Raw genomic sequence first — 19,275 nt, 5'->3', positions numbered from 1 at the left:
GCTGTGATGCTCGATCCGGAGTGCGTGCGCACCCTCCTGGCCGTCGTGGACGAGGGCACGTTCGACGCCGCCGCGAAAGCACTGCACGTCACACCGTCCGCCGTCAGCCAACGGATCAAGCTGCTCGAACAGCGCACCGGCCGCGTCCTGCTCGTGCGGTCGAAGCCCGCGCGGCTCACCGAGTCCGGCGAGGTGATCGCCCGCTACGGGCGGCAGCAGGCGTTGCTGGACCGCGACGCCCGCGAAGCCCTCGGCCTGGTCGAGGACCCGACCCCCATCCCGGTCGCGGTCAACGCCGACTCGCTCGCCACCTGGTTCCGCCGCGTCGTCAGGGAACTCGCCACCGACGAGGGCCTGGTGCTGACCGTGCGGCGCGACGACCAGGACCACACCGCCGAACTCCTCCGCCAGGGCGTCGTCGTCGGCGCGGTCACGTCATCGCCGCGCCCGGTGCAGGGTTGCGTCGTCCGTCCACTCGGGAGCATCCGCTACCACGCCGTCGCCACGAAGCGGTTCGCGCGGCGCTGGCTCGCGGACGGGCAGCCGCTGCACGACGCACCGGTGATCGTGTTCGACGACAAGGACGACCTGCAGGACCGGTTCTGCCGCGAGCTGACCGGCCACAACGCCTCCGCCCACCGCCACCACCTGCCCGACGGGCACGTGTTCGAGGACGCCGTCGTCGCGGGCGCGGGCTGGGCGCTGCTCACCGAGCACCAGATCGCCGCCCACCGCAGGCTCGTCCACCTCGCGCCCGACCGGCCGGTCGACGTGCTGCTGCACTGGCAGCAGTGGAAGCTCGACTCGCCGCCGCTGGCCCGCGTCGCCGACGCCGTCTTCCGCGCCGCGGCGGCCGAACTGCACTGACGACGAACCACGCCGAGGAAACACGCCGACGATCTGCGCCGACGACGCGCGCGAGCCGCCCTCACCCGCACTGGTCAAGGCGCGCGCGGTTCGCCGGTCGTTCACCGTCCCGCCGTCCGGTGATCACCACACCGTGCTCACCCGTCCCTACTCTCTGCGAGGCCTTGTCCGGCAGTTCGAGCAGCGAAGGGTTTCGCATGTCAGGTCGCAGGGCTCCCCTGGCGGTCCTCGCCATCGGCGTCGTCACCGCCGCCACCCTCACCGTCGTCGCCACCTCAGACCACCTCCCCACCGCCTCGGCGGCCACCAGCACGTTCACCCCCACCGCAGACACCCACGTCGACAACTCCGCCACCGGCACCAACCACGGCACGAGCGGGCAGCTCGGCGTGGACGGCTCGCCGATCAAGCGGGTGTTCCTGAAGTTCGCCGTCTCCGGCGTGTCCGGCGCCGTCACGAGCGCCAAGCTGCGCGTCCACACCGACGACGTGCTGAACTCCAACAGCCCGGCCGGCGGCACGTTCCACGCCATGACCAACACCACCTGGTCCGAGACCGGCGTGACCTGGAACAACCAGCCCGCCATCGACGGCGCAGCCCTCGGCACGCTCGGCTCCGTCGCCCGCAACGCCTGGTACGAGGTCGACGTCACCGCGCACGTCAAGGCCAACGGGACGTTCAGCTTCGGCGTCACGTCGACCAACTCCGACGGCGCCGACTACGACTCGCGCGAGACCGGCGCCACCGCGCCCCAGCTCGTCGTCACCACCGGCACCACGACGACCACCACCACGACCCAGCCCAGCGGCGACCCGGTCCTGGTCGGCGCGGGCGACATCGCCAACTCCGCCTCCGGCGACAGCGCCACCGCCGCCCTGCTCGACAGCATCCCCGGCACGGTCTTCACCACCGGCGACAACGTCTACAACAGCGGCACCGCGACGGAGTTCGCCAACTACTACGACCCGACGTGGGGCAGGCACAAGGCACGCACCCGCCCGTCGCCCGGCAACCACGACTACGGCACGGCCGGCGCCACCGGCTACTACAACTACTTCGGGACGCTCGCCGGACCGTCCGGCCGGGGCTACTACTCCTACGACCTCGGCAACTGGCACATCGTCTCGCTGAACTCCAACATCAGCATGGCGGCCGGCTCCGCCCAGGAGCAGTGGCTCCGCGCCGACCTCGCCGCGAACACCAAGCCGTGCACGGCGGCGTACTGGCACCACCCGCTGTTCACCTCCGCCGCCAACCACGCGCCGTCCACGGCGACGCGCCCGCTGTTCCAGGCGCTGTACGACCACAACGCCGACGTCGTCCTGTTCGGCCACAACCACAACTACGAGCGGTTCGCCCCGCAGAACCCCAACGGCGGCCTCGACACCACGCGCGGCATCCGCACGTTCGTCGCGGGCATGGGCGGCGCCAGCCACTACGGCTTCGGCACCATCCGACCCAACAGCGAGGTCCGCAACAGCGACACCTACGGCGTACTCAAGCTGACGCTGCGCAGCAACAGCTTCGACTGGCAGTTCGTGCCCGTGGCGGGCAAGACGTTCACCGACAGCGGCACCACCGCCTGTCACTGACCCCGCCGCACGTCCACCCGCCGCACCCGGTCACGCGAGGACCGGGTGCGGCGCACCGCCCGGAGGTGCCGTGTACCTGTCCACGATCAGCCGCACCAAGACCACCGGCTGGAAAGGCGTCAGCGCCAACGTCTTCGCCCTCGGCGCGGTCAGCCTCGTCACCGACGTCTCGTCCGAGATGGTCACCGCCGTCCTGCCGCTCTACCTCGTCGTCGGCCTCCAGCTCAGCCCCGCCGCGTACGGCGTCATCGACGGCGTCTACACCGGCGCGACCACCCTCCTGCGGCTCGTCGGCGGCTACCTCGCCGACCGGGCGGGCAAGCGCAAGGCGGTCGCCGGATTCGGCTACGCGATGTCCGCCGTCGCCAAGATCGGCCTCCTGCTCGCCGGCACCTCCACCGCCGCCCTCGGCGCGGTCATCACCCTCGACCGCGCGGGCAAGGGACTCCGCACCGCGCCGCGCGACGCCCTGATCACCCTCTCCACGCCCGCGGGCGACCTCGGCCGGGCGTTCGGCGTGCACCGGGCGATGGACGGCATCGGCGCGTTCGCCGGACCCCTGGTGGCGCTCGCCGTCCTGGCGGCGGCCGGCGAGTCGTTCGACTCGGTGTTCATGACGAGCTTCTGCGTCGCCGCCCTCGGCGTGGTGATCCTGGTGCTGTTCGTGCGCGACCACCGCGCGCCCCTGCCGGCCGAACCCGTGCGGGTCAGGGCGATCGGCGGGCTGTGGCGGGACGGGGGCGTGCGCCGGGTCGTGCTCGCCGCGTCGCTGCTCGGCCTGGCCACCGTCGGCGACGGGTTCGTGTACCTGCTGCTCCAGAAGCGCGAAGGGCTGGCGATCGGCTGGTTCCCGCTGCTCGCGGTCGGCACGAGCCTCGTCTACCTGCTGCTGGCGGCGCCGCTCGGCGCGCTCGCCGACCGGGTGGGCCGACTGCCCGTGATGCTCGGCGGGTACGTGGCGCTCGGCGCGGTGTACCTGCTGCTGTTCGGACCGCTGGGCGGGTGGCCGCTCGTCGTCGTGGTCGTGGCGCTGTACGGCGTGTTCTACGCGGCCACGGACGGCGTGCTGATGGCCCTGGCCGGTCCGCTCCTGCCGGAACGGCTGCGCACCACCGGCATCGCGCTGATCCAGAGCGGGCAGGCCCTCGCGTACCTCGGCTCGTCCGTGCTGTTCGGCCTCGCCTGGCAGTTCTGGGGTCCCGAGGCCGCCACCCGCCTGGCCGCCGCGGGCGTCGCGCTCACGCTGGCCGCCACCGTCGCACTCCTGGGACGCCGCTCATGACCAACCGCACCCGACTCCTGATCACCGCCGCGGTGGCCGTGCTGCTCGGCGTCCTCGCCGTCGGCTACACCGCCCTGTCCGACCGGTCCCCCGCCTCCGCGCCGGACGACCTCGCCCCGCCCGCCGCCGGGCCGCGCCTGATGGTGCTGAGCAACGGGAACCTGTCGACCGTGGCCCGGCTCGACGCCGCCGGGCCGCGCCAGGTGACCGAGCAGCGCTGCGACCGCGTCTACAGCGCCGGCGGGACGACGTCGTGCCTGCGGCCGGTCGGCGCGTTCAAGGCGGGCGAGCTGGCCGTGCTGGACGCGGACCTGCGCGAGGTCCGGACCGTGCCGCTGACCGGTTTCCCCAACCGCACGCGGGTGTCGGCGAGCGGCCGGATGGTGGCGTGGACGCTGTTCGTGGACGGCCACTCGTACGCGGCCAACGGCTTCTCCACCAGCACCGGCATCCTCGACCTGGAGACCGACGCGCTGGTCACGTCGCTGGAGGAGTTCACGTCCACTGTGGACGGCACGGTGGTCGCCGCCGCCGACCGCAACTTCTGGGGCGTCACGTTCACGTCCGACGACAACCGGTTCTACGCCACCATGTCCACGGGCGGCCGCCGCTACCTCATGGAGGGCGACTTCGCGGCGCGGACGCTGCGCTCGCTCGCGGAGAACGTGGAGTGCCCGTCCCTCTCCCCCGACGGGACTCGCATCGCCTACAAGGCGGCGATCGACAACGACCCGCAGCGCGGGTGGCGACTGTCCACGATGGACCTCGCGACCGGAGAGATCACCCGGTTGGCGGAAACGCGGAGCGTGGACGACCAGCCCGCGTGGCTCGACGCGCACACGGTCGCGTACGGCATCCAACGCAGCGACGGCGTCAACGACGTGTGGGCCGTGCCGTCGGACGGCACCGGCGCCCCGGCCGTCGTGGTCCCCGAGGCCAACTCGCCGGCACCCCTGGGATGACCCTTCCGAGTGACATCCTTTCAGGTGACACTGAAGCTATAGTGAAATATGTTCACTTGTCCGGTGGACACCGCCGGCCCAACGCCGTTCCCCCGCACAGCGGGTTCCTGACCTGCGCCTCCACTGGGAGAATCGAGGCCTGACAACGTTGTCAGGCCTCCTACCCCTGCCGGAGGTACAGATGCGTCTCCGCTCCGCGGCCGTCGCCGCGCTCACCCTCGCCGCCCTCGCCGCGCCGGTCGCCACCGGGACCGCGCACGCCATCACCGATCCCGCCCAGCACGTCAACGCGTTCGTCGGCACCAGGCCCGGCGGACCGGACTTCGGTCACGGCGGCGGCGCGGGCAACACCTTCCCCGGCGCCGTCGCGCCGTTCGGCATGCTCCAGTGGAGCCCCGACACGGTGACCCACCAGCACGGCGGCTACCACTACGACGACAACCGCATCCGCGGCTTCAGCCTCACCCACCTGTCGGGTCCGGGGTGCAGCGACTTCGGCAACGTCCCGTTCATGCCGTCGCTCGGCACCGCGCCCGCGACGTACTCGACCTTCTCCCACGCGAACGAGCAGGCCTCCCCCGGCTCGTACTCGGTCCGCTTCGACAACGGCATCCGCACCGAGCTCACCGCCGACCAGCGCTCGGGCATCGCCCGGTTCACCTACCCCGCCGGGCAGCGGGCCTCGCTCAACGTCGACGCCGCCCGCGCGTTCAACGCGGCGAGCGGTTCCGTCACCATCGGCGCGAACACCCTTTCCGGCTACACCGACAGCGGCGGGTTCTGCGGCGCGGGCAACCGCTACCGGCTGCACTTCCACGTCACGTTCGACCAGCCGTTCGCCACCGCCGCCACGATCGCAGACGGCCGGATCGACCCGAACGGCCGCACGGTCGAGGGCAGCAGCCGGGGCTCCGTCCCGCCCGCGCCCAAGACCGCGGGCACCCGGCACCTCCCCGCCACCACCGCCACCGAGGACGTCGCGCCGTTCGCCGCGTCGGCTTTCGTGTCGTTCAACGCCACCACCGTCACCGCGCGGGTGGGCATCTCGTTCGTGAGCGTCGACAACGCCAGGGCCAACCTCGCCGCCGAGGTCGGCACGCGGAGCTTCGACGACGTGCGCGCCGCCGCCCGGGCCGAGTGGAACGGCTGGCTGGGCCGCGTCGACGTCACCGGCGGCACGACCACCCAGCTCCGCACCCTGTACACGGCGCTCTACCACTCCTTGCTGCACCCCAACGTGTTCAGCGACGTCAACGGCCAGTACGCGGGCTTCGACCGGCAGGTGCGCACGACCACCGGGACCCAGTACGCGAATTTCTCCGGCTGGGACGTCTACCGCTCGCAGATAGCCCTGATCGGGCTCCTGGGGCCGGACGAGGCCGCGGACATCGCGCAGTCCGCCGTCAACCAGGCCGCCCAGGGCGGGTACTTCGACCGCTGGACCGTCGCCAACGGCGGCACGGGCGTGATGAACGGCGACCCGATGCCGATCATCGTCTCCACCGCGCACGCGTTCGGCGGCACGGGCTTCGACACCGCGGACGCGTTGCGGCGCATGGTGGCCGGCGTCGACGACATCCGCCAGCGGCCGGGGTGGTTGCAGTACAACAACTACGGCTACGTGCCGACCGGCCTGCCCGACGTGTGGGGCTCGGCCGCCACCACGCTGGAGTACACCAGCGCCGACTTCGCCATCTCCCAGTTCGCGGCCCGGTTGAACGACGCCGGCACCGCGGAGCGGTTCCTCCGCCGGGCGCAGAACTGGCGCGGCCTGTTCGAGTCGGGCGGCAAGTACCTCCGGCCGCGCAACGCCGACCTGACGTGGCCCGCGTTCAGCCCGGTGCAGGAGAACGAGTACGTCGAGGGCAACGCCGCGCAGTACACGTGGATGGTGCCGTACAACCACCGCGGCCTGTTCGACGCGATGGGCGGCAACGCCGCCGTCACCAGCCGCCTCGACACGTTCTTCACCGAGCTGAACGCCGGCCCGAAGAAGCCGTACGCCTACCTGGGCAACGAGCCGACGCTCAACACCCCGTGGGCCTACGCGTACGCGGGCGCGCCGCACAAGACCCAGGACGTGGTGCGGCGGGCGTTGACGTCCATCTTCCTGCCCACGCCGGAAGGCCTGGTGGGCAACGACGACCTGGGCGAGATGTCGTCGTGGGCGGTGTGGGCGGCGCTGGGCATGTACCCGCAGGCGCCCGGCCGGGCGGAGCTGGTGCTGGCCAGCCCGCAGTTCCCGACCACCACCATCCGGCGCGGCAACGGCGTGACCATCACGATCACCGCGCCGAACGCGTCCGACACCGCGAAGTACGTCCAGTCCCTGCGGGTGGACGGCGTCACGTCCACCAGGCCGTGGCTGCCCGCGTCGTTCGTCGCCCGCGGCGGCACGCTGGACTTCACGCTGGGCACGTCGCCGTCCACGTGGGGCTCGGCGGCTGCGGACGCGCCACCGTCGTTCGACGTCGGTCCGAACCCGGCCCGCGGCGGCGCGGTCGTCGGCCTGGCGGGCAAGTGCCTGGACGGCGAGCCGAGCACGAACGTCGACGGCGCGGTGGTGCGGCTGTGGGACTGCAACGGCTCCGCCGCGCAGCAGTGGACCGTCGCGTCAGACGGCACGCTGCGCGCGTTGGGCCGGTGCCTGGACGTCAGCGGCAGCGGCCGCACGAACGGCACCAAGGTGCAGCTGTGGACGTGCAACGGGACGGCGGCGCAGCAGTGGTGGCCCCAGGGGTCGGCGCTGGTGAACTCGCCGTCCGGCCTGTGCCTCGACGTGCCGAACAGCACCACCGTGAACGGCGTGCAGTTGCAGGTCTACGGGTGCAACGGCACCGGCGCGCAGCAGTGGCGCCTGCCGTAGTGGAGTGACCCCGAGAGGTGAATGGCCGGTCGCCACGGCTCTCCCAACACGTGGCGACCGGCCTTCGGGCCGCGAGGCGCTACTTCACGCCGCCCGCGGTCAAGCCCGCGATGATCCTCCGCTGGAACACCAGCACCAGCACGACCAGCGGCACGGTGACGATCACGCCGGCGGCCATCTGCGTGCCGAACGGCTGGTCGAAACCGTACGCACCGTGGAACCGGGAGATCGCCACGGTCGCGGTCTGCATGGTGTTGTCGTTGACCATCGACAGCGCGATGATGAACTCGTTCCACGCCGCGATGAACGTGATGATCGCGGTGGTGAACACGCCGGGCGCGGCCAGCGGCAGGATCACCTTCCGGAACGCCTGGCCGCGCGTGCAGCCGTCGATCATCGCCGCCTGCTCCAGCTCCTCCGGCATCTGCCGGAAGAACGCGGTCAGGTTCCACACCGCCAGCGGCAGCGCGAACGACAGGCTGGGCACGATCATCGCCTGGTAGGTGTTGATCCAGCCGATGTCGGTGAACAGCGCCAGCAGCGGCACCAGCAGCGAGATGCCGGGGAACATGGACGTGGCGATGATCAGCGCCGCGACCGCGTTCTTGAACCGGAACTTGAGCCGGGCCAGCGCGTACGCCGCCGACACGCCGATGATCAGCGTCAGCACCGTCGTGACGCCCGCGACGACCAGGCTGTTGAGCAGCGACCGGCCGAACCCGACCCCGGGCGCGAACACCGCCGTCAGGTTGTCCAGCGAGAACGGCGAGGGCAGCGGCGTCAGCTCGAACTGGTCGGACGGGCGGCGGAACGCCGACACCGCCATCCAGTAGAACGGCGCCAGGCAGTAGACCAGGATCAAACCCAGCCCGGTGTACTTCAGCACCCCCTTCATTTCCGCGTCCTCTCCCGTGCCGCGCCGATCACGTCGGCGCCGAGCAGCCGCACGAACACCAGGGCGGTGACGGCGACGTACAGGAACAGCACCGTCGCGTACGCCGCGGCCGGTCCGAACCTCAGGCTCGACGCCTCGTCGAAGGCCACCATGGACAGCGTCTCCACCGAATCCTTGCGGCTGCCGACGAGCACGAACGGGAGGTCGAACATCCGCAGCGCGTCGAGCACGCGGAACAGCACGGCCACCAGCAGCGCGGGCTTCACCAGCGGCAGGGTGATCTGCCAGAACTGCCGCCACGGCGAGGCGCCGTCGACCCGCGCCGCCTCGTAGACGTCGTTCGGGATGATCTGGAGGCCGGCCAGCACGAGCAGGCCGACGAACGGCGCGGTCTTCCACACGTCCGCGAGGATCACCGCCACCTTCGCCTGCCAGCCCTCGGTGGTCCACAGGACCTGCTGGCCGATGATCGCGTTGGCGACGCCGTCGGCCTGGAAGATCCAGCGCCACAGCAGCGCGGACACGGCGGTGGGCACGGCCCACGGCACCAGGATGCTGGCCCGCACGATGCCGCGCCAGCGCAGCGCGTGGTGCATGACCAGGGCCATGCCGACGCCGATCAGCACCTCCAGCGCCACCGTGATGACGGTGAACAGGGTGGTGTTGCCGAACGCGTTCCAGAACCGCGTCGCCGCCTCGCCGACGAAGATGGAGACGTAGTTGTCGAGACCGACGAACCGCGAGCCTTCCACGACGAAACCGCTCTCGTCGAGGTCGGTTCCCTCCTGGAACACCGACTCGCGCAGCGCCGCCACCAACGGGTACCCGACCACCAGGGCGAGCACCACGAAGGTCGGTGACAGGAGCGCCGCGGCGAGTCGCCCCGCGCCCGAGGTGACACCCCGGGCGCGGCGGGCGACCGCCGTCACTTGATGAGCTCCTGCAACTTGGCCTGCAAGTCCTTCAGCGCCACGTCACTGGTCTTCGTGCCGGTGAGGGCGGCGTACGCGGCTTCCTGGATGGCCGTGGTCACGTCGCCGTACTGGACCGCCTGCGGGCGCGGCTTCGCCGACAGGATCGACTCCTTCAGCGTCGGCAGGTACGGGAACTGCTTGATCAGCTCGGCGTCCTCGTACAGGCTCGACAGGGTCGGCGCCTGCGAGGTGGCGAGCAGGTTGGAGCGCTGCGCGGCCTCGCTGGTGAAGAACTTGATGAAGTCCAGCGCGGTCGCCTTGTTCTTGCCGAACGCGGAGATGGCGAAGTTGTGGCCGCCGAGGGTGGAGCTGCCGGGGCCGTTCAGGCCGGGCAGCGGCGCGACCGCGAACTTGCCCGCGACCTGCGACGAGCCGTCGGTCTTGCTGGCCAGGTTCCACTGGTAGGGCCACTGGCGGTGGTACAGGAGCTCGCCCGCCTGGAACGCGCGGCGGCCTTCCTCCTCCTTGTACGTGATGGCCTTGGCCGGGATGATGCCCTGCTGGAAGCCCTGCACGAGCGCGTCCAGCCCGGCCTTCGCCTCGGGCGAGTCGACCACCGGCTTGCCGGAGGCGTCGACGACCTCGCCGCCCGCGGAGTGCACGGCCTCGTCGAAGTTGACGGTGAGGCCCTCGTACTTCTCGAACTGGCCCGCGTAGCAACCGATCTGGGGCTGCGACGCGCGCACCGCCTGGCAGGAGCTGATCACCTCGGCCCACGTCTTCGGCGGCTGCGCGCCGACCGCGTCGAGCAGGTCCTTGCGGTAGTACAGCATGCCGCCGTCGGAGTACACCGGCGCGGCGTAGAGCTTGTCGCGGTACTGCGCGGTCTTCACCGCGGGCGCGAGGAACTTGTCCAGCGGGAACTGGTCGGCGGGCAGCTCGGCCACCCAGCGGTTGGCCGCGAACTCGGCCGTCCACACCACGTCGAGGTTGAGGATCGTGTACGCGTCGGACTTGACCTGCGCGTTCTGCACCATCTGCTGGCGCTGGGCGTCGGCCGACTCGGGCAGTTCGATGATCCGGACCTGCTCGTTCGCGTGCGAGGCGTTCCACTCGTCGACGAGCTTCTGCATGTTGCCGGACGTGTCCTTGCCGGTGGCGAAGGTGACCTCGCCCCGGCCTTCGAGCGCACCGCCGGGCTGCCCTCCGCCTTCGTTTCCACCGCTGCTGCCACAGGCAGCGAGGAGAACTGCCACTCCCAGCGCCGCGGTTGCCCGCGCCGCCGTTGTCCGAACGCCCATCACCGAAACTCCCATCGGTTCCCATCCTGCTCTGCCAAGCGGATCGGGTGGCTGCCGCGGCCGACGATCCCGCCCGGCAGCACCACACCCCGATCGCCGTTCGCGCTGTCGAGCAGGTCCGCCGCCACTGGGGCGGACCTCTCGACGGGTTGCCGCACCGAGGTGGGGCCGCCGTCCACAACAGACGCCAACGGTGTGTCGTCGAAAGCCGTCACCGCTACGCCCGTACCCGGCCGGAGCCCCTGGCGGCGCACTTCACGGTGCACACCTACAGCACGCGGGTCGCCCAAAGCGATCACCGCGTCGGGAAGGACTTCGGAGTCCAGAAGGGACCGAAGGGCCCGGACGCCCGCGTCGGCGGTGTCCGCGCCGGGGGACGCGGACCGGTCGGAGGGCAGGTGGCGGGCGGTGCGGCGGCTCGCGGGCGGCGCGTCCGGCCGCGGCGTCGGCCGGTGCCCGCGGCCGGTCCGGCGGGCGCGACGCGACTGCGGACGGGGTCGTCCGGGGAACGTGGTCGTGCGGGCGGCCCACGAGCCGGCTGCGCGCGGCCGTCCACTCGGGGTCGACCCGCGGCGCGCCGAGGAGGTGCGGGAACCGGTGGCGCGCGCGGCCGCCCGTCCGTCCGACATCGGATCACCGGGACATGCCATCGCCTGCTCCTCCCCCCTGCCGCCGCCGTGATCACTGAGCGCGACCACCGGCACACCCGTTGGACCCACGAAGGCGGCGGTCACTGTGTCGCGGGCCACAGCGCGGTGTCAAGGAGTGGGACGGGCGACGTGACCGGACCGCAACGGACCGCCGTGCCGCGCCCGTCGCCGATCGTGCCGCGGGCGGAGGAAGGGAGAACGTGCGGGCGGCCCGTCACGCGCCGACCGGCGGACCCCGCACGCTGCGACGACACCGGGCGGGCGGACGACGCGCATGGCCCTGGGATCGTCCGAATCGGACCGCGCGCCGTTCCGCAGCACGGCCACCGGGGCCGGCGGGCGCGTCGATCCGGTCTTGTTGGTGGGTCGTGACCGTCCGGTGGTCACGACCCGGCCGCGCCGACGGGTCAGACGCGGATCACCTCGACGCCCCGGTCGTGGAACCGGCGCACGTCGTCCTCGGCCACGTCGGTGTCGGTCACCAGCGCGTGCACCCGGCCGACGGGGCAGATCTCCGCGAACGCCCTGGCGCCGATCTTCGACGAGTCGGCCACCACGACCACCCGCCGGGCCTGCTCGACGAGCATCCGGTCCACGTCCGCCGCGCCCTCGTGGTGGGCGTACGCGCCCGAGTCGGGGTCGATGCCGTCCACGCCGAGGAACGTCACGTCGAGGCTCAGCCCGCTGAGGATGCGCCCGGCCAGCGGGCTGGTCAGCTCGTAGGACTGCGGGCGCGCCACCCCGCCGGTCACGACGAGCTTGACCTGCGGCCGCACGGCCAGCTCGTGGGCGATGTTCAACGCGTTGGTGACCACGGTGATCAGCCCGTCCCCCGCCGCGCCGCCGACGTCGGGGCTCGTCATCAGCGCCCGCGCCACCTCGGTGGTCGTCGTGCCGCCGTTGATGCCGACCACCGCGCCGGGCCCGACCTGCCCGGCCGCCGCCCGGCCGATGCGCTGCTTCTCCGCCGCCCGCCGGACCGCCCGGTAGCGCAGCGGCAGGCCGTAGGCCACGGAGTGCGCGACCGCGCCGCCGCGGGTGCGGGTCAGGAGCTGCTGGCGCGCCAGGTGGTCCAGGTCGCGCCGGACGGTCGCGCCGGACACCGCGAGCTCGGCCGCGACGTCGTCCACCTCGACCCGGCCGCGTTCGCCGACCAGTTGCAACAGCAGGTTCAGCCGCTCGTACCGGTTCACCAGGACCTCCCCCGAAGTCAACGGACACTACAGACGCGAGGGGGCTTCCGGAACCGCGTCAGATGACGGTGGTCAACGTGGTCCGGATGGCCAGTGCGGCGGCGGATCGCGCCCACTCGCTGAAGTCGAACGGCCGCACGTCCAGGTCGATCAACGCGGTGTCGGCCTCGAAGGTCGCCTCGATGCCGTCGCGCACCCGCGCGGCCGACACCTCGTACAGCGGCAGGCCGTCACCGGTCAGCAGCACCTTCTGCGGGTCGACGAGGTTCGCCACCGTGCCGATGAGCACGCCCAGCGCGTACCCCGCGTCGTCGAACACGCGCTTCGCGTCGGGATCTCCGGCGAGCGCGCGTTCCACCGCCTCCTCGTAGGTCGGCGGGCCGTCCAGCCCACGCAGCATCACGTGCGTCATCAGGTAGCTCGACGCGCAGCCGCGGTGGCCGTAGCCGCACTCCGGCCCGCTCGGGTCGACCAGGATGTGCGCGACCCGGGGCGGCAGCCCGTGCGAGCCCTCCACCAGCCTGCCGCCGACGACCAAGCCGCAGCCGACGCCGGCGCCGACCGTGATCAGCGCCATCGACGTCAGGCCCGCGCCCGCGCCGAACCACTGCTCGGCCGACGTGAGCGCCTGCACGTCGTTGTCGGCCGACGTCGGCACGCCGGTCGCCTCGGCCACCCGGGCGACGAGCGGGACGTCCTCCCAGCCGAGGAACTCCGCCTGCGCCACCACGCCGTCGTGGACGATGCCGCCGAGCGTCACCCCGATCCCGGTCACCGCCGGGAGGGTCGCCGCGACGTCCGCGATCCGGGCCACCACGTCGTCGGGGTCCGTCGAGCGCAGCGGCTCCTCGGCCGTCCCGACCACGGTCGCGGTGAGGTCGGTGACCGACGCGAACAGGCGGTCGCCGGTCAGCTTCACGCCCAGGAAGTGGTGGGCCTCGCCGCGCACGCGCAGCAGCTCCGAGGGCCGTCCCGTGGACGACCGCAGTTCCGTGCCGCCCTCCACCAGGAGCCCGGCGAGCACCAGCGTCCGGGTGGCCCTGGTCAGGGTGGGCCGGGACAGGCGCAGCCGGGTGGCGAGTTCGGCTCGGAGCATGGCGCCGTGGATCAGGACCTCCAGCAGCACGTCGCGGGCGACCTCGGGGAGGTCCGGCCAGGCCGGGGCGGTGCGAGCGGTTCCCGAGGTCACCGCCCGAAGATACCCCCGCCCCGTCCCGGCCGGACGGCTAGGAGCAGATGCTCTGCCTGGTGTTGACCAGCGTGTTGTTGCGGAACGTGGTGTTCGTGCCGCACGGGCTCTCGGTGATCGCCGAGTTCGTGACGGTGAGGTTCTGGATGAGGATGTCCCGCGTCACGGGGAACTCGGTGCGCGCCGCCAGCCGGATGTCGCCCGGACCGGTGACGCTGCCGCCCTGGGCGGCGATGTTCACGTTGTAGCAGTTCTCGATCAGGATCGAGTTGCTGCCCGTCTGCGCGATGTCGATCCGGTCGATCTGGAGGCCGCCGCTCTCCGAGACGCAGAAGACGCCGCGACCGCCGCCGCGCGCCTTGACCGTGCCGACCCGGACGTTGATCGGGTAGCTGCTGCCGACCCGGCCGTTGCGGTTGGCGGTGCGGAACGCGGCGTAGCCGGTGCCGGTGCCCGCGTTCTCGGCGTCGACGGTGCCCACGGTGGCGTTGATCGTCTGGTTGAGCAGCAGGCCGGACTCGCCGACGCCGCGCGCCACCACCGTGCCGATGGTCAGGCCGTCCACGCCGTAGGTCTCCACGGCGTGCGAGCTCGCGCCCTGCACGTAGGCGTAGTCGATGCGGACGTTGCGGGTCCACTGGGTGGTGTCGCCGCGGTTGTCGATGCGCACGCCCAGGCCGCGGGACAGGCGCATGGTCACGGTGCCGATGACCACGTTGGTGACGTTGCGCATGAAGATGCCGTACAGCGGAGTGCCGGTGAGGGTGAGGTTCTGGACCTCGATGTCGCGGACGCCGCGCGCGTAGATCGGGGCGTAGTCGCCGGTGCCGGTGCCCGTGACGTTGATGGTGCCGCACACGTCGATCGCGGTGTAGCTGCGCATCGAGTACCGCTCGCTCGCGGGGATGGAGCCGGACGCCCGCACGACGATCCGCTCCTTGTAGGTGCGGTTCGCGGTGAGGTTGTCGTTCGCGGCCTGCATCGCGGCGCGCAGGCTGCTGCCGGTGTAGACCGTCCGGCTGCCCCGGCGGGCGGTGAAGCTGGTGCCGGACCCGGTCACCTCGGCGTGGTACGTGCCGTCGCCGCAGGCGGCCTGGGCCTCCGGCGCGGTGACCTGGAGGAGCGCCGCTGTCAACGCTGACACGGCGAGGAGTGCTTTCATGGATGTTCTCCCGATCGGTTGGTAAGCGCTTTCCTGCGTGGCGGCGGTGATCGTGAGGCTTCTTCGGATCTGTGCGGAGAAGTGGTGACGGCCCGCCGAGGGACGTGGCGGGCCGTCACCGGAGTCGCTACTGGGAGCGTTCCCAGGCCATCAGGTAGTGAATCGGAACTCCGAATCCCCGTCAAGGGCCTCGTCTCACCCGGCTGAGGCCGGACTTGACCGGTACAGGACGGCGCTCGCGATGGACATCACCGGTCGGGGTCCAGCATCGGCCCGTTCTCGCAGGGTGACGGCGGCGCCGTTCGCGGTGGCCTGGTTGTGGACGTCCAGGCACACGCCGTGCTGGGTCGCCGTGTTCTGGTCGGCGCCGCCGTTGCAGTCCCCGATCGCCAACCGGGCTACCGGGTGATGACGTACGCGATCCCCCCGGAGCCGCCGGCGACCGTGCCGTCCGCCCGGTACCGCTTCGTCCGCAGCCAGATGTTCTCGAACTGGGTCCGGTCGTACACGCGGCGCACCGCCTCGTTGGTCGGCGACGCCGGGTCGTTGGCGATCACGTCGCCGTCCTCGGTGAACCCGATGACGACCATGATGTGGCCGGCCGTGCCGTAGCCGGCGCCGTCCAGCTCGTCCGCCCGGAACGACTGCGACGTGATCACCGGGACGCCGCGCGCGATGTGGGCCTCCAGTTCGGACAGCGAGCGCATCCGCGTGATGTGCCCGCGCAGCCCGAAGTGCGCCGCGTACGCGGTGTTGAACGGCCAGTTCCCCGCGCCGCGGTAGTCGTAGTCGTACGTGTGCCGCGCGGCGTGGTCCACGGTGGGGTCGACGTGCTCGGGGTCCAGCCAGGAGAGGTCGCTCTCCGTCGGACCGCGCCCGTAGTACTCGACCACCATCTCCGTGGACGTCGGGCTGCACCACGCCTCGCCGCCGCCGTCGTACTCCGGGAAGTGCCCTTCGTGCACGTTCTGGGAGTAGCGCGGCACCGGCAGCTCGATGCCCCGCGCGACGCCGGGCGTGCTCGCCGGGACGGTGAAGCGGTCCGGGATCGCCGACGCCATCGCGCCCGCCATCCGGAGCAGCGGCGACGTCCGGGCGCCGGTCAGCCGGTAGAGGGTGACCCGCAGCTGGTAGGCGCGCAGCGGCTGCTGGGCCACGAACGTGTCCACGTCGACGTAACCGTGCTCGTCGCCCTGCTTGGCGACCGTGGTCCGCTTGATGTCCTGGTCGCCGAACGCCCAGCGGCCCATGACGTACCAGCGGGTGCCGTCGCCGCGCAGCTCGACCTGCACCCACGTGCCCGCCGGGGTGTCCGCGTTCCACGAGGCGACGGCCTGCGTGGCGTCGAACCCGGTGGCCCGCCGCGGTGACGTCCACCGCGCGTAGTCGTACTTCCTGCCTTCGTGGTGCAGCACGCCGACCGGGCGGCCGACGGCCAGGCCGCCGGGCACCAGGGCGGTGCCCTCGTGCTCCCCCTGGGCGAGCTGCGCGGCCCGCCACTCCCGGTAGTCGACGTGCTCGCCCTCGGCCACCGCCGGTGTGACGGCGGACAGGCCGAGGGCGAGCACGGTGGACAGCACCGACACGAGCCGTGGCGTCATGTCGGAAATTGTCGCGTTAGACGGGCACTTTGTAATCAACCGACCAGGTGGTCATGCGCGGCCGCGGCGCTTGGTCCACACGTCGTACGCGACGGCGGCCAGCAGGACCAGGCCCTTCACCAGCATCACCCGCTCGCTGGGCGCGCCGATCAACGACATGCCGTTGTTGATCACGCCCATGATCAGGCCGCCGGTGATCGCGCCGACCACCTTGCCCACACCGCCCTGGACGGCCGCGCCGCCGATGAACGCCGCCGCGATCGCGTCGAGCTCGAACGCGGTGCCCGCGGTCGGACCGGCCTGGTTCAGCCGGCCCGCGAAGATCACGCCCGCGAGCGCCGACAGCACACCCATGTTCACGAACACCCAGAACGTGACCTGCTTGACCTTCACGCCGGACAGCGTGGCGGCCTGGAGGTTGCCGCCGATGGCGTAGATGTGCCGCCCGAACACCGACTTGTTCGCCATCACCGAGTACCCCAGCGCCAGCACCGCGAGCAGCACGAGCACCCACGGCAGGTTCCGGAACCGGGCCAGCTGCACCACGATCGCCAGCACCACGGCCGCCGCCAGCGCGATCTTCGCGACGAAGATCGGGAACGGGTCGACGACCTGCCCGTAGCCCAGCCGCGCCTTGCGGTTGCGCCACTGGTTGAACGCGAACCCGACCACCACCGCGACACCCACCAGGAGGCTGACGAGGTCCGCGCCGCCCAGCGGGCCGAGGCCGACGTTGCCGAGGTAGCCCTCGGTGAAGCCGTTGGCCAGGGTGCGGATCTGGTCCGGGAACGGGCCGATGCCCTGGTTGCCCAGCACGGTGAGCGTCAACGCGCGGAACACGAGCATGCCGGCCAGCGTCACGATGAACGCCGGGATGCCGAAGAACGCGACCCAGTAGCCCTGCGCCGCGCCGATCACCGCCCCCGCGAGCAGCGTGATCAGCACCGCCAACGGCCACGGCAGGCCCATCTGCACGGTCAGCACCGCGCAGATCGCGCCGGTCAGCGCGACCACCGACCCGACGGACAGGTCGATGTGCCCGTTGATGATCACGAGGATCATGCCGATGGCCAGGATGAGCACGTACGAGTTCTGCACGATGATGTTGGAGATGTTCTGCGGTTGCAGCAGAGCGCCGTCCGTCAGCACCGTGAAGAGCACCACGATCAGCGCGAACGCCATGTAGATGCCGGACTGCCGCAGGTTGATCGAGAACCGGCGCTGCGGTGCGGCGGACTTCGCCACGGGCGCCGGTGCCAGTTCTGTGCTCATGAGGTCTGTCCCTGGGTCATGTGGTGCATCAGGCGTTCCTGGGTGGCTTCCGCGCGGTCGAACTCGCCGGTGATCCGGCCCTCGGACAGGGTGTAGACCCGGTCGCACAGGCCGAGCAGCTCCGGCAGCTCGGAGGAGATGACCAGCACCGCGCGGCCCTGGTCGGCCAGGTCGTTGATGATCGAGTAGATCTCGTACTTCGCGCCGACGTCGATGCCGCGCGTCGGCTCGTCGAGGATGAGCACCTCGGGGTCGGTGAACATCCACTTGGCCAGCACGACCTTCTGCTGGTTGCCGCCGGACAGCGTGCCCACCGGCGTGCCGACGCCCGAGGTCTTGATGTTCATCGAGCGCCGGAACCGCTCGGCGACGGAGAACTCCTCGTTCGCGTTCACCCAACCGCGCGTGGCCAGCTTGTGGAGCCCGGCCGCGGACACGTTGCGCTTGACGTCCTCGATCAGGTTGAGCCCGTACCGCTTGCGGTCCTCGCTGACGTAGGCCAGGCCGTGCTCGATGGCCCTGCGGACGGTCCGCGTGTCGATCTCGCGGCCCTCCTTGACCACCCGGCCGGAGACGCCGACGCCGTAGGACCGCCCGAACACGCTCATCGCCAGTTCGGTGCGGCCCGCGCCCATCAGGCCGGCGAGGCCGACGATCTCGCCGCGCCGCAACGACAGCGTGGCGCGGTCGACCACCACCCGGTCCGGCTGGGACGGGCTGTGCACGGTCCAGTCCTCGATCCGCAGCACCTCCTCCCCCACCTTCGGGGTGCGGGGCGGGAACCGGTGCTCCAGGTCGCGGCCGACCATGCCCGCGATGATCCGCTCCTCGCTCACGTCGTGAGCCGGCAGCGTCTCGATGGTGCGGCCGTCGCGCAGGATCGTGATGCTGTCCGCGATCCTGGTGAGCTCGTTGAGCTTGTGCGAGATGATCACCGAGGTGATGCCCTCGGCGCGCAGCCCGTCGAGCAGGTCGAGCAGGTGCGCGGAGTCGTCGTCGTTCAACGCGGCCGTCGGCTCGTCCAGGATGAGGAGCTTGACGTCCTTGGCCAGCGCCTTGGCGATCTCGACCAGCTGCTGCTTGCCCACGCCCAGGTCGTGCACGGGCGTGGTGGGGTTGTCGTGCAGGCCCACGCGGGCGAGCAGGGCGCCCGCCGCGTGGTTGGTGCGGTTCCAGTCGATGAACCCGCGCTTGGCCCGCTCGTTGCCGAGGTACAGGTTCTCGGCGATGGACAGCTGGCCGCACAGCGCCAGCTCCTGGTGGATGATCACGATGCCGCGCCGCTCGCTGTCGCGGACGCCGCCGAACGAGCAGGGCTCGCCCTCGAAGACGATCTCCCCCTCGTACGACCCGTGGGGGTGGACGCCGGAGAGCACCTTCATCAGCGTGGACTTGCCCGCGCCGTTCTCACCGCAGATCGCGTGGATCTCACCGCGCCGCACGGACAGCGTGACGTCGTGCAGCGCGGTGACCCCGGCGAACCGCTTGGTGATGCCGCGCATCACCAGGATGTCGTCGGACATGACCCG

General features: G+C 71.5%; 15 protein-coding genes. 5 read left to right on the top strand and 10 right to left on the bottom strand.

What is annotated here, in order from left to right:
• Window positions 1-6 precede the first annotated feature (6 nt).
• From ACRAKH_RS12145 to ACRAKH_RS12125, 5 genes are all read left to right on the top strand, one after another.
• Window positions 7-867 carry a LysR family transcriptional regulator ArgP gene (locus ACRAKH_RS12145; RefSeq protein ID WP_380728105.1) on the top strand — a complete coding sequence of 287 codons (861 nt, stop codon included), beginning with the start codon at window positions 7-9 and terminating at the stop codon, window positions 865-867.
• A 197-nt stretch (window positions 868-1,064) separates the two neighbouring features.
• Window positions 1,065-2,459, top strand: a complete 1,395-nt coding sequence (locus ACRAKH_RS12140; RefSeq protein WP_380728089.1) for a CBM96 family carbohydrate-binding protein — start codon at window positions 1,065-1,067, stop codon at window positions 2,457-2,459.
• Window positions 2,460-2,529: 70 nt separating this feature from the next.
• Entirely contained in the window at window positions 2,530-3,741 is a 1,212-nt protein-coding gene (locus tag ACRAKH_RS12135) for an MFS transporter (RefSeq protein ID WP_380728091.1), read from the top strand.
• Window positions 3,738-4,703, top strand: a complete 966-nt coding sequence (locus tag ACRAKH_RS12130; RefSeq protein WP_380728093.1) for a TolB family protein — start codon at window positions 3,738-3,740, stop codon at window positions 4,701-4,703. Before ACRAKH_RS12135 ends, ACRAKH_RS12130 begins: the two co-directional genes overlap by 4 nt.
• 181 nt (window positions 4,704-4,884) lie before the next feature.
• Window positions 4,885-7,569: a lectin gene (locus ACRAKH_RS12125; RefSeq protein ID WP_380728095.1), complete on the top strand. Its 2,685-nt coding sequence runs from the start codon at window positions 4,885-4,887 to the stop codon at window positions 7,567-7,569.
• A 79-nt stretch (window positions 7,570-7,648) separates the two neighbouring features.
• Here the strand turns inward: ACRAKH_RS12125 and ACRAKH_RS12120 are convergent, their stop codons facing one another.
• From ACRAKH_RS12120 to mmsA, 10 genes are all read right to left on the bottom strand, one after another.
• Entirely contained in the window at window positions 7,649-8,464 is an 816-nt protein-coding gene (locus tag ACRAKH_RS12120) for a carbohydrate ABC transporter permease (RefSeq protein ID WP_380728097.1), read from the bottom strand.
• The gene (locus tag ACRAKH_RS12115) at window positions 8,461-9,393 is read right to left on the bottom strand and encodes a carbohydrate ABC transporter permease (protein WP_380728099.1); all 933 of its coding nucleotides are present in this window, start codon (window positions 9,391-9,393) and stop codon (window positions 8,461-8,463) included. The genes ACRAKH_RS12120 and ACRAKH_RS12115 overlap by 4 nt, the downstream gene beginning before the upstream one ends.
• Entirely contained in the window at window positions 9,390-10,511 is a 1,122-nt protein-coding gene (locus ACRAKH_RS12110) for an ABC transporter substrate-binding protein (RefSeq protein WP_380728101.1), read from the bottom strand. The genes ACRAKH_RS12115 and ACRAKH_RS12110 overlap by 4 nt, the downstream gene beginning before the upstream one ends.
• A 167-nt stretch (window positions 10,512-10,678) precedes the next feature.
• Window positions 10,679-11,308 (bottom strand): substrate-binding domain-containing protein, encoded by a 630-nt coding sequence (locus tag ACRAKH_RS12105; protein WP_447009965.1) that lies wholly within the window; start codon window positions 11,306-11,308, stop codon window positions 10,679-10,681.
• A 428-nt stretch (window positions 11,309-11,736) separates the two neighbouring features.
• Window positions 11,737-12,522, bottom strand: a complete 786-nt coding sequence (locus ACRAKH_RS12100; RefSeq protein ID WP_380726254.1) for a DeoR/GlpR family DNA-binding transcription regulator — start codon at window positions 12,520-12,522, stop codon at window positions 11,737-11,739.
• A 58-nt stretch (window positions 12,523-12,580) separates the two neighbouring features.
• A complete protein-coding gene (locus ACRAKH_RS12095) occupies window positions 12,581-13,711 on the bottom strand; it encodes an ROK family transcriptional regulator (protein ID WP_380726256.1) in 1,131 nt (376 codons plus the stop codon).
• 37 nt (window positions 13,712-13,748) lie between these two features.
• A complete protein-coding gene (locus ACRAKH_RS12090) occupies window positions 13,749-14,873 on the bottom strand; it encodes a hypothetical protein (protein ID WP_380726258.1) in 1,125 nt (374 codons plus the stop codon).
• A gap of 398 nt (window positions 14,874-15,271) precedes the next feature.
• Window positions 15,272-16,474 (bottom strand): C39 family peptidase, encoded by a 1,203-nt coding sequence (locus ACRAKH_RS12085; RefSeq protein WP_380726262.1) that lies wholly within the window; start codon window positions 16,472-16,474, stop codon window positions 15,272-15,274.
• Window positions 16,475-16,525: 51 nt separating this feature from the next.
• The gene (gene mmsB, locus ACRAKH_RS12080) at window positions 16,526-17,746 is read right to left on the bottom strand and encodes a multiple monosaccharide ABC transporter permease (protein WP_380726264.1); all 1,221 of its coding nucleotides are present in this window, start codon (window positions 17,744-17,746) and stop codon (window positions 16,526-16,528) included.
• Window positions 17,743-19,269 (bottom strand): multiple monosaccharide ABC transporter ATP-binding protein, encoded by a 1,527-nt coding sequence (gene mmsA, locus ACRAKH_RS12075; RefSeq protein ID WP_380726266.1) that lies wholly within the window; start codon window positions 19,267-19,269, stop codon window positions 17,743-17,745. Before mmsA ends, mmsB begins: the two co-directional genes overlap by 4 nt.
• Between the last annotated feature and the right edge of the window lie 6 nt (window positions 19,270-19,275).

The sequence above is a fragment of the Saccharothrix hoggarensis genome (genome assembly GCF_052936025.1).
This window is presented reverse-complemented; position numbering and strand designations above follow the sequence as displayed.

Excerpts from the sequence above, each read along its gene's own strand:
- ACRAKH_RS12145 (WP_380728105.1), top strand. The coding sequence starts at position 7 with ATGCTCGATCCGGAGTGCGTGCGCACCCTCCTGGCCGTCGTGGACGAG.
- ACRAKH_RS12140 (WP_380728089.1), top strand. The coding sequence starts at position 1,065 with ATGTCAGGTCGCAGGGCTCCCCTGGCGGTCCTCGCCATCGGCGTCGTC.
- ACRAKH_RS12130 (WP_380728093.1), top strand. The coding sequence starts at position 3,738 with ATGACCAACCGCACCCGACTCCTGATCACCGCCGCGGTGGCCGTGCTG.
- ACRAKH_RS12125 (WP_380728095.1), top strand. The coding sequence starts at position 4,885 with ATGCGTCTCCGCTCCGCGGCCGTCGCCGCGCTCACCCTCGCCGCCCTC.
- ACRAKH_RS12120 (WP_380728097.1), bottom strand. The coding sequence starts at position 8,464 with ATGAAGGGGGTGCTGAAGTACACCGGGCTGGGTTTGATCCTGGTCTAC.
- ACRAKH_RS12110 (WP_380728101.1), bottom strand. The coding sequence starts at position 10,511 with ATGCAGAAGCTCGTCGACGAGTGGAACGCCTCGCACGCGAACGAGCAG.
- ACRAKH_RS12105 (WP_447009965.1), bottom strand. The coding sequence starts at position 11,308 with ATGTCGGACGGACGGGCGGCCGCGCGCGCCACCGGTTCCCGCACCTCC.
- ACRAKH_RS12090 (WP_380726258.1), bottom strand. The coding sequence starts at position 14,873 with ATGAAAGCACTCCTCGCCGTGTCAGCGTTGACAGCGGCGCTCCTCCAG.
- ACRAKH_RS12085 (WP_380726262.1), bottom strand. The coding sequence starts at position 16,474 with ATGACGCCACGGCTCGTGTCGGTGCTGTCCACCGTGCTCGCCCTCGGC.
- mmsB (WP_380726264.1), bottom strand. The coding sequence starts at position 17,746 with ATGAGCACAGAACTGGCACCGGCGCCCGTGGCGAAGTCCGCCGCACCG.
- mmsA (WP_380726266.1), bottom strand. The coding sequence starts at position 19,269 with ATGTCCGACGACATCCTGGTGATGCGCGGCATCACCAAGCGGTTCGCC.